At 66.2% G+C, this 10,811-nt stretch carries 7 protein-coding genes; 5 read left to right on the top strand and 2 right to left on the bottom strand.

Features of this window, described 5'->3' with window-relative positions; all coding sequences use genetic code 11:
* The 5 genes from Q7O19_RS11875 to Q7O19_RS11855 form a co-directional block, all read left to right on the top strand.
* Positions 1 to 3,459, top strand: a 3,459-nt coding sequence (locus tag Q7O19_RS11875; protein WP_303810727.1) for a hydantoinase B/oxoprolinase family protein, incomplete at its 5' end; no start/stop codon positions are given.
* Entirely contained in the window at positions 3,456 to 4,118 is a 663-nt protein-coding gene (locus Q7O19_RS11870; RefSeq protein WP_303810726.1) for a DUF969 domain-containing protein, read from the top strand. The genes Q7O19_RS11875 and Q7O19_RS11870, both read left to right, overlap by 4 nt.
* Positions 4,115 to 5,056 (top strand): DUF979 domain-containing protein, encoded by a 942-nt coding sequence (locus Q7O19_RS11865; RefSeq protein ID WP_303810725.1) that lies wholly within the window; start codon positions 4,115 to 4,117, stop codon positions 5,054 to 5,056. Before Q7O19_RS11870 ends, Q7O19_RS11865 begins: the two co-directional genes overlap by 4 nt.
* On the top strand, positions 5,053 to 6,042 hold the full coding sequence (locus Q7O19_RS11860) for a DUF2891 domain-containing protein (protein WP_303810724.1): 990 nt from the start codon (positions 5,053 to 5,055) through the stop codon (positions 6,040 to 6,042). The genes Q7O19_RS11865 and Q7O19_RS11860 overlap by 4 nt, the downstream gene beginning before the upstream one ends.
* 5 nt (positions 6,043 to 6,047) lie before the next feature.
* On the top strand, positions 6,048 to 7,571 hold the full coding sequence (locus Q7O19_RS11855; protein ID WP_303810723.1) for a DUF4403 family protein: 1,524 nt from the start codon (positions 6,048 to 6,050) through the stop codon (positions 7,569 to 7,571).
* On the opposite strand, the gene Q7O19_RS11850 is transcribed toward Q7O19_RS11855, so the two are convergent.
* Positions 7,553 to 9,322, bottom strand: a complete 1,770-nt coding sequence (locus Q7O19_RS11850; RefSeq protein WP_303810722.1) for a DEAD/DEAH box helicase — start codon at positions 9,320 to 9,322, stop codon at positions 7,553 to 7,555. The genes Q7O19_RS11855 and Q7O19_RS11850 overlap by 19 nt on opposite strands.
* A 118-nt stretch (positions 9,323 to 9,440) precedes the next feature.
* The gene (locus Q7O19_RS11845; protein WP_303810721.1) at positions 9,441 to 10,616 is read right to left on the bottom strand and encodes an acetyl-CoA C-acyltransferase; all 1,176 of its coding nucleotides are present in this window, start codon (positions 10,614 to 10,616) and stop codon (positions 9,441 to 9,443) included.
* Positions 10,617 to 10,811: the final 195 nt, after the last annotated feature.

Here is a 10,811-nt window from a genome sequence, read left to right as displayed (position 1 = left end):
CACGCGCCGGAGCAATATGCGGATGCCGCGCTGGCCGGTATCGCGCGGTTGCGGGGGGATGATCAGGCCCCAATTCAGGCCGTGCGGATGGGCACGACGGTCGCCACCAACGCGCTGCTCGAACGGCGCGGCCAGCCCACATGCCTTGCCATCACGCGCGGCCACCGCGATGCCCTGCTGATCGGCCACCAGGCCCGGCCGGATATCTTTGCGCTGGAGATCAGGAAACCCGCGCCGCTGGTTGAAATGGTGGTGGAGATTGACGAGCGGGTGACGGCCGAGGGTGAAATCCTGCGTCCGCTCAACGAGAATTCGACGCGTGCCGCGCTCCAGGGCGCGTTTGACGCTGGCTATCGCGGCCTTGCCATCGCCTGTGTGCACGGCCACGCCCATCCGGCGCATGAAGCGCGCGTAGCCGCGATGGCGCGGGAAATCGGCTTTACGCAGGTAACCACCAGCCACGAAGTGGGCGCCGTGATCCGGCTGGTGCCGCGCGCCAACACCGCCGTGGTTGATGCCTATCTGTCGCCGCCGCTGCGCGATTATGTGAACACAGTCGCGGCCGGACTGCCGGGCGTGAATCTGGCGTTCATGCAGAGCAACGGTGGCCTTGCCCGCGCCGGGCATTTTCATGGCCGCGATGCCATTCTCTCCGGCCCGGCCGGCGGCATTGTCGGCATGGCGGCGGCCGGGCGCAGCGCGGGGGAAGAGCGACTTATCGGCTTCGACATGGGCGGCACCTCGACCGATGTCTCCCTGTTCGACGGGCAATATGAACGCGCCGAAGAAGTGATCATTGCCGGCGTGCCGATGCGGGTGCCGATGCTGAAGATCGCCACGGTGGCGGCCGGTGGCGGATCGATCATCAGCCATGTTGGCGGCCGCCTGAAGGTGGGCCCCGAAAGCGCCGGCGCCGTGCCGGGCCCCGCCGCCTATCGGCGCGGCGGGCCGCTTACCGTCACCGATGCCAATGTCATGCTGGGCATTGTGCAGCCAGCGCTGTTCCCGGCGCTGTTTGGCCCCGGCGGAAACCAGCCGCTCGACGTGGACGCCGTGCGCGATGGCTTTGCCCGGCTTGGCGCCGCGCTGGGCCAGCCGCCCGAACAGGTGGCCGCCGGCGCCCGTAGCATCGCCACTGAAACCATGGCCCAGGCCATCCGCCGCATCTCGATCGCCCGCGGGCACGATGCAGCGCAATACACACTCACCAGCTTTGGCGGGGCCGGCGGGCAACATTGCTGCGCCATCGCCGATCAACTGGGCATGCGGCGCATCCTCATCCACCCGCTGGCCGGCCTGCTCTCCGCCTTCGGCATTGGCCTGGCGGAAGTGCGGGTGGTGCGGCAGCGCACGCTGAACTGGCCGCTCGGGCCGGACACTGATCTTGCCCAGGCGGCGACCGAAGTGGCTGAACAGGCGCGCGCCGCCCTGATTGCGCAAGGCGAGGCGGTGGCGGATGTGCAGGTGAAGGCCCGCATCCGCTATGCCGGGTCCGACAGCGGTGTAGACCTGCCGCTGGCGCCGCCCGAGGTGCTGGCAAGGGGATTTTCGGAAGAGCAGGCCCGGCGGTTCGGCTTCGCGATTGCCGGCGCCGATCTGGTGGTGGACGCGTTGCTGGCCGAAGCTGTGGGCGAAACACCGGCGCTGCCAGCCGCCGGCACCGCGCCGCCAGCGGCCGGCAGCGGCCCGGCACATATCGCCACCCACGATATCTATCTGGGACACCGGTGGCAGCGGTGCACCTTCTACAACCGCGCTGCCCTGCCCACCGGCTGGCGCATTGCCGGCCCGGCCGTGATCATCGACAGCGCCGGCACGACATTGGTGGAACCCGGCTGGCAGGGCGACGTCGACGCCGCGGCCAACCTGGTGCTGACCCGCCTCGCCCCGGCCGCCAAAGCCACCGCTCCAGTCTCGGCAGCCGCACCCGATCCCATTCGCCTCGAACTTTTCGCCAACCGTTTCATGGCCATCGCGGAAGAGATGGGCGAAGCGCTGAAGACCACCGCCTGGTCAGTCAACATCAAGGAAAGGCTGGATTTTTCCTGCGCGCTGTTCGACGCTGAAGGCCATCTGATCGCCAACGCACCGCACATGCCGGTCCACCTAGGCTCGATGGGTGACAGCGTGCGCACGGTGATGGACAAATGGGCCGGCTCTGCCCGCGGCATCCGCCCAGGCGACAGTTTCGTGCTCAACAACCCCTTCGCCGGCGGCACCCATCTGCCCGATGTCACTGTTGTTACACCGGTTTTCGTCGATGATAGTGCTCCGTCATTCTGGGTGGCAGCGCGTGGCCACCAGGCCGATATAGGCGGTATCACACCCGGTTCCATGCCACCCGATAGCCGGAGCATCACGCAAGAGGGCGTGCTGATCGACAATATCCTTTTGATTGATCAGGGAAACTTCCTGGAAGCTAAAATGCTCGCCCTGCTTGGCACGGGCCCCTGGCCGGCGCGTGACCCGGCCCGATGCATCGGCGACCTGAAGGCACAGACCGCCGCCTGCACCCGCGGCGCGCAGGCGCTAGTGGCGCTGTGCCAGTCAGAAAGCGAACCGGTCGTCGTTACCTTCATGTGCTATGTGCAGGATAATGCCGAAGAGGCTGTTCGCGAAGCAATTTCTCGTCTTACCGATGGTGAGCGATCAGTTGAGATGGACAACGGCGCATACATCAAGGTCGCCGTCCGCATTGATCCCGCCAGCCGCAGCGCCACCATCGATTTCACCGGCACGTCTCCGCAACTACCCGACAATTTCAACGCCCCCTTCTCGGTGGCACAGGCCGCCGTCCTTTATGTTTTCAGATGCTTGGCCGGCAATGATCTGCCGATGAATGATGGCTGCATGCGGCCGCTCAAGCTGATCGTGCCCGAAGGCTCCATGCTGCGCCCCCAGGCCCCCGCCGCCGTTGTCGCCGGCAACGTGGAAACCAGCCAGATCATCACCGATGCCCTGTTCGGCGCGCTGGGCGTGCTGGCGGCGTCCGAAGGCACGATGAACAACTTCACGTTCGGCAATGCTGCCCACCAATATTACGAAACCATTTGCGGCGGCGCGGGTGCGGGGAACGGCTTCGTAGGGGCCAGCGCGGTCCAGACGCACATGACCAACAGCCGCCTCACCGATCCGGAAGTGCTCGAATCCCGCTTTCCGGTACTGGTTGAAGAATTCGGCACAAGACATTGTTCTGGAGGGAAAGGTCGTTGGCCCGGCGGCGACGGCGTGATCCGCCGTATCGTGTTCCGCGAAGCCATGACCGCCTCCCTGCTCTCAGGCCGCCGCCGCACCCGCCCATTCGGCCTGGCCGGCGGCAGCGACGCCCTGCCCGGCAGCGCCCGCGTCGAACGCAGCGACGGCCGCGTCGAAACGCTGGCCGCCTGCGACCGCGCCGAACTGGCCCCTGGCGACATGATCGTGATCGAAACACCCGGCGGTGGCGGCTACGGCGTGTGAGCACCCTGCCAAGCCTATGGCCCCTGATCGGCATCGGCATCGTTGTGATCGGTTTTGCCTTGCGTGCCAATCCACTGGCCGTGGTGGTCGCTGCCGCCTTCGGGTCAGGCCTGGGCGCCGGGCTTTCGGTGCCCGAAGTGGTGGCGGCGTTGGGCAAGGCCTTTCACCAGAACCGTTATGTCTCGGTACCCTGGATCACCTTGCCGGTCATCGGCCTCATGGAGCGGGCAGGCTTGCAGGAACAGGCCGCCGCGCTTATCGCCCGAACAAGGGCCGCAACAACCTCTCGCATTCTGGTGATCTATCTTGGTTTTCGTCAGATCACCGCAGCGCTTGGACTCACCCAGATCGCCGGCCATGCCCAGACGGTGCGGCCGCTGCTCGCGCCAATGACTGAAGCCGCCGCGACACGCGACAACCCGACGATCAGCGAGGATGGCCGCAACAAGGTCAAGGCCATGGCCGCCGCGACCGACAATGTCGGCATCTTCTTCGGCGAAGATATCTTCCTCGCCATCGCGTCCATCCTGCTGATCAAGGGCTTCCTCGAAAGCGCCGGCATCATCGTGCAGCCGCTGCAGCTTTCGGTGTGGGCCATCCCCACCGCGCTGGCGGCCTTTGCGGTGCATGGCGGCCGGCTGCTGCGAATGAAGCCATGATCGGCCTTCCCGCGCTTTATACGTTTGCCGGGCTGGTGTTCGGCAGTTGGGCGGTCGCGACCCTGCTCGATCGGCAGCACACCAAACGCCTGCTCGGCGCCAGCTTCTGGGGTCTGCTTGCCATGGAGTTTCTGGCAGGTGACGCTTTAGGAGATACCGGCAACGGATTGTTATTGTTGCTACTTGTGGCGCTGGCGCTGCTGGGAGCACCCGGCAAGGGCCAGGCTGCCACGATAACCATTGCGGAACGCCTCGCCAGCGTCGCCCGGCACGGCAACCGACTGTTCCTGCCAGCCCTGATCATGCCCGGCGTCGCGCTGGCCGGCACCTTCATCTTCCCGTTGTTGCCCGGGCTTGTCGATCCCAAGCAGGTCACGCTCATCAGCCTCGGTCTCGGCGCCCTCATCGCCACTTCCGTCCTGATGCTGTGGCTGCGCCCGCCCTTGGTCGCACCGATGCAGGAAGGTCGTCGCCTGGCCGAAGGCGTGGGCTGGGCGATGATCCTGCCGCAGCTGCTGGCCAGCCTGGGTGCGCTGTTCACGGTGGCCGGCGTCGGCGAGATCGTCGGCGCTTTGGCCCCGATGGCAATCCCCGAAGGCAGCCGCCTTGCTGCCGTGCTGGCCTTCACCGCTGGCATGGCCATCTTCACCATCATGATGGGCAACGCCTTTGCCGCCTTCCCGGTGATGATGGGCGGTATCGGCCTGCCAGTGCTGGTGTTGGGATTGGGCGGTGATCCGGTGGTGGTGGCTGCCGTTGGCATGCTGGCCGGCTTCTGTGGCACCTTGCTGTCGCCAATGGCGGCCAATTTCAACATCGTGCCGGCCGCGCTACTGAACCTGCCCGACCGCTACGCCGTGATCCGCGCACAATGGCCCACGGCCGTGCTACTCTGGCTGTTCAACACTGCGATGATCTGGGGATTTGCCTTCCGATGACGCTCGACGCCGCCCTCGCTGCCCGCATGGCCGGCATCGCGCTGGGCCATGTCGCCCGCGAGTATCCGCACAAGCTGGATCATGTGCTGGCCGGCGATGGCGATGCCCGCACGCCGCGTGATCTGCACCCGATGTTCTTTGGCAGTTTCGATTGGCACAGTTGCGTGCACGGCTGGTGGCTGCTGCTGCGGTTGGCCCACCTGTTTCCCGATCACGCCCGCGCCGATGCAACCCGCGCGCTGGCCGCCGAAACCTTCACGCCAGACAAGGTCGCGGTGGAACGCGCCTATCTCGCCCGACCGTTGTCGCGCGGGTTCGAGCGGCCCTATGGCTGGGCTTGGCTGCTCAAGCTCCACGCCGAAATGGCAAGCGCTGGCAATCCCTTGGCGCCAATCCTTGAACCATTCGCGCATGATTTCGCTGCGCATTGGCGCGCAATGCTGGGCAGCTTCACCTATCCCATCCGCACCGGCGCGCACGGCAACACGGCCTTCGCCCTCGTGCTCAGCGCCCACTGGACCGCCGATCATGATCCCCAACTCTTCGCCCTGATGGCCGACAAGGCCCGCGCCTGGTACAGTTCCGACCGCAGCGCTCAGGCTTGGGAACCCGATGGCGATGCCTTTCTGTCACCCACGCTGATGGAAGCGCTGGCCATGGCGACCCTGTTGCCGGCCCCCGAGTTCCGGCGCTGGTTCCGCGCCTTCTTGCCCAAGGCGAAGCTGCAAACCCCTGCCAGCCTGTTCACCCCCGCCACAGTCACTGATCGCAGCGACGGCAAGATCGCGCATCTCGATGGCCTCAACCTCTCCCGCGCATGGGCGTTCCGCTCGCTGGCCGCCAAACTCGGCCCGCGCGATTCCACCGCACCGGTGCTGCGCACGGCGGCAGATGCCTATATTGCCGCGGCCCTGCCTCACATTGCCGGCGACTATGCCGGGGAGCATTGGCTTGCCAGCTTTGCCCTGCTGGCGCTGGAGGCCTGAAGGCGATGCGCCGCCGCACGCGTCATTGGCTGCTTGGTGGGACCCTGGCCCTCGCGGCCGTGGGCGGGCTGAGCTGGCAATTGCTGCGCGAAACCCAAACCGCCGCCATCGCCACCGCCCCGCCCCGGGCCGCGCACAGTCCTTTGCCGCCGCCCCCGCCATCCAGCATTGCCTTGCCGGTGCGGGTGCCGCTGGCCCTGCTGGAAGCCGCGGTGAACGACGCGGTGCCGCAGCAGCTTTGGCAGGTGGATAAGCGCGGCAGCGTGTGTCTGAAGGCCGGCCGGGTGCGCATGTTCGGAGCCAAGCTGAAACTTACACCGGATGTGAAGTGCCGCATCGTCGGCGATGTGACACGCGGCCCGATCCGTCTTTCCACCCGAGACGACAAATTGCACCTGGCAATGCCAGTGGCCGCCACGCTGGAAGCGCGCGACATCGGCGGCCTGAGCATGGGCAAAGGGGCAGAAGCCAAAGCCCTGATCACGGCCGATCTGGTGCCGGAACTGACGCGCGATGGCAGGCTGACGGCGCGTATCCAGCTGCGATATGACTGGCGAAAGGAACCGACCGTTTCGATTTTGGGCCAGCAGATCAGGCTGACCGAGAAGGCCGACGAGAAGCTCGCGCCGATACTGGCCAAGATGGAGGCCGAACTGCCGCGCCGGCTGGCAACACTGCCGGTGCGATCGGAACTGGAAAAGCTGTGGCGGCAGGGCTTTACCGTTCAATCAATCAACCGCCGCAACCCCGCGGCCTGGCTGCGTCTTACCCCGCAGGCGCTGGCGGTGGACGGCATGAAGGTGGAGCGCCGCGACCTGCGCATCGATGCACGGTTGAGTGCATTGGCCGAAGTGGTGCTGGGCCAGCAACCCGCCGCGCCTGTGGCCACGCCGTTGCAGGCCATCGGCATGACGGGTGGCCCGCCGGGCCTGCTGCTGCACAGTGCCGTGCTGGCCGATCCGGCCACGTTGCAACGCCCGATCGACAAGGCGCTGGCCAAGGTGGCGGCGCGCGGTGTGCTGGTGCCGGAATGGGGCCGGGTGAAGGTGCGCTTTGGCCCGTCCACCCTCTATGCCACGGAAGACGGCAAGCTGGCGCTGGGGCTGCAGATCAGGGCGCGGGGGCCGCGCCAGTTGCTGGACACGCGCGGACGACTGTGGCTGACAGCGCGGCTGGAAACACAGCCGGACAGCGAGCGGATGCTGGTGCGTGATCTGGCGCTGGCCGCCCAACCTGCCGACGATGTGCAGTTGCCGCTGCTGGTGGCGGTGGCGCAATCCGCCGAGGTGAAGGCTGCGCTGGAAGAAGCGCTGACCCAGGATTTCACCCGCGATTACACCAAGCTGCTGCGCAAGATCAATCGGGCGATGGCCGAAGTGAAGATCGGCGAATTCCGACTCGCCATGCGTCTGGACGAGGTACACCACGGCAAGGCGGTGGTGCTGGGCCAGGGCATCTACCTGCCGGTCACAGCCACCGGCAGTGCCCGGCTGGATTATGCCCCGATGCTTCAGCCGCGGCCGCGATAAGGCGGCTTTTGCGGCGGACGTGGCCCAGAATTGGGGCCACCGGGCGGACGGGCTGACAAGGTGCGCTGCGGCGGCGGCCGCTGCGCAGAGCGTTCTTGGGGCGGGCCGCCGGCCGGGCTGATATCAATCTGGTCTTCGGCGCTGTTGCCCTTGCGGGTGGCGTGACGTTTCAGGGCGACCACGAAACGCTCCGCCATGTCGGGCGCGATTTCCACCATCGTTTCGCCGGGGAAGATGCGGATGGCACCAATATCGGGCTTGGTGACACCACCGCGCCGGCAAAGCAGCGGAATAATCCAGCGCGGATCGGCATTGTCGCGGCGGCCGACATCGAGGCGGAACCACACACCCTCGCCGCCGCGATCGCCGCCTCGGTCGTTGCTGCGGCCGGCATCGTTGCCTTGCCGGCTGTCGCGGCGTTCGGCGCGCGGTGCGGGGCCCGCGTCGACCAGTTCCTCGGCCTGTGGCAGGCGGGCGCGATGCATGCGCACCAAAGCGGAGGCAATCTCTTCGACACCGTGGCGGGTGAGGAGTTCCTCGCCCAAGCGCTTGTCCTCATCGTCCAGTGCGCCAATGCCTTCGCCAATGCTTTCCAGCAGGCGGGTGCGATCCTGGACGGCGATTGACTCCAGTGTTGGCACCGGGGTCCATTCGGCTTTCACCCCGGCCCCTTGCAGCATACGCTCAACGCGGCGGCGGGCGGGATAGGGCACGATCAGCACGGCGGTGCCCTTGGCGCCGGCACGGCCGGTGCGGCCGGAACGGTGCTGCAGGGTTTCAGCGTCGCGCGGCACTTCAACGTGGATCACGAGGCTAAGCCCGGGCAGATCGATACCGCGCGCGGCCACATCGGTGGCCACGCAAAGCCGCGCGCGGCGGTCCCGCAAGGCTTGCAGCGCCTGGTTGCGCTCGGATTGGCTGTGCTCGCCCGACAGTGCGACGGCGGCAAAACCGCGTTCCGTCAGGCTGGCGTGCAGCCGGCGAACATTGTCGCGCGTGGCACAGAACAACAACGCGGTCGGCGGTTCGTGGAAACGCAGCAGATTGACCACGGCGGCTTCGATATCGGCCGGCGCAGTGGCGACGCATTGATAAGCGATATCGGTGTGGGCGCAGGCGCGGCCAGCGGTTGCAAGGCGCAGCGCGTCTTTCTGATAATCGCGCGCGAGTTCGGCAATGCCCTTGGGCATGGTCGCCGAAAACATCAGGGTGCGGCGTTCGGGCGGCGCGGCATCCAGGATTTCTTCCAGATCCTCGCGGAAGCCCATGTCGAGCATTTCATCGGCTTCATCAAGCACGACGACCTTGCAATTATCCAGCAACAGCCCGCCGCGTTCGAGGTGATCGCGCAGGCGGCCCGGGGTGCCGACCACGATGTGCGTGCCAGCCGAAAGCGAGCGCCGTTCCACCTGCTGGTTCATGCCGCCCACGCACGTGGCGATGCGCCCGCGCGCCGGTGCATAAAGCCATGCCAGTTCCTTGGCGACCTGCAACGCCAGTTCGCGCGTCGGTGCAATCACCAGCGCGAGCGGACGGGCCGGCGCTGGCAGCGCATCGGTAGCGCCGAGCAGATTCTCGGCCATGGCGAGGCCGAAGGCCACCGTCTTGCCCGAACCGGTCTGCGCGGAAACCAGCAAATCCCGGCCGCGCGCCTCTACGGCGATCACGGCGGATTGGACGGGGGTGAGTTCTTCATAGCCGCGCTGCGCGATGGCCTGGGCCAGCGGCGCGGGGAGCGTTTCAATTGTCATGGGCCGCCTATGGCGCAATTGGCCGCGAAAGGCGAATCAGCTTCGCACGAAAACTGCAAGACCTGCTCATGCCGAGCATGTCGTGTCCCCGCCGCGAGCAGCGGGGACACATAACAACTCAGTAGACTTCGAACAGTCCGGCCGCACCCATGCCGCCGCCCACGCACATGGTGACGACCACATATTTGGCGCCGCGGCGCTTGCCTTCGATCAGGGCGTGGCCGGTGCAACGCGCGCCGGTCATGCCATAAGGGTGGCCGATCGAGATCGAACCGCCGTTAACGTTGAGCAGATCAGGATCGATGCCCAGAACGTCGGCGCAGTGCAGCACCTGCACTGCAAAGGCTTCGTTCAGTTCCCACAAGCCGATGTCATTCATGGTCAGGCCGTTGGCCTTCAACAGCTTGGGGATGGCATAGATGGGGCCGATGCCCATCTCGTCCGGCTCCAGACCGGCGACGGCCATGCCGCGATAGGCACCCAGCGGGGTGAGGCCACGGCGGGCGGCTTCCTTGGCTTCCATCAGCACGCTGGCAGACGCGCCATCGGAAAGCTGGCTGGCGTTGCCGGCGGTGATGCAGCCGCCTTCGATCACCGGCTTCAGGCCCTTCAGGCTTTCCAGCGTGGTTTCCGGGCGATTGCCTTCATCCTTGGACAGCGTGATCTGGTGGGTGGTGACCTCTTTGGTCTCCTTGTTGACCATCGCCATCGTCGCGGTCATCGGCACGATTTCGTCGTCGAACTTGCCGGCGGCTTGCGCTGCGGCGGTACGCACCTGGCTTTGATAGCCATATTCATCCTGGCGATCGCGGCTGACGTTGTACCGCTTGGCCACCACTTCGGCGGTCTGCAGCATCGGCATGTGGATGTTGGGGTGCATGGCGACCAGGTTCGGGTCCATACCCACGCGCATCTTGTCGTTCTGCACCATCGAAATGCTGTCGACACCGGCGCCGATGCAGATCTGCATGCCATCAACCATGATCTGCTTGGCAGCGGTCGCGATCGACATCACGCCCGACGAACATTGCCGATCCATCGATTGGCCTGACACGGTGACCGGCAGGCCGGCGCGCAGCAGCGCCAGGCGGGCAATGTTGCCGCCCTGCACGCCCTGTTGCAGGGCACAGCCCATCACGACATCGTCCACTTCGGCGCCTTCGATGCCGGCGCGCTTCACGGCGTGGGCGATAGCATGGCCGGCGAGCGTTGGCGACGGGGTGGCGTTGAACGCGCCGCGGAACGCCTTGCCGATCGGCGTGCGGGCGGTGGAAACGATAACGGCTTCACGCATGAGATATTCCTTCCTGTGTCAGTTCAGCGGGCTTCAGCCCACATATTGCAAAGTGATCCATTCGGCGGCGAGCGCGGGCTTGGTTTCGCCTTCGATCTCGACCGAGACATTGGTTGTGGTCTGCCAGGCACCATCCGGGCGCTGCGACACATCGGCGATGGTGAAGCGGCCGCGGATCTTGCGGCCCGATTTCAC

The sequence above is a fragment of the Sandarakinorhabdus limnophila DSM 17366 genome (assembly GCF_945882885.1).
Classification (GTDB): Bacteria; Pseudomonadota; Alphaproteobacteria; order Sphingomonadales; family Sphingomonadaceae; genus Sandarakinorhabdus; species Sandarakinorhabdus limnophila_A.
The sequence above is the reverse complement of the archived record's forward strand: the minus strand, read 5'-3'. Positions and strand labels throughout refer to the sequence as shown.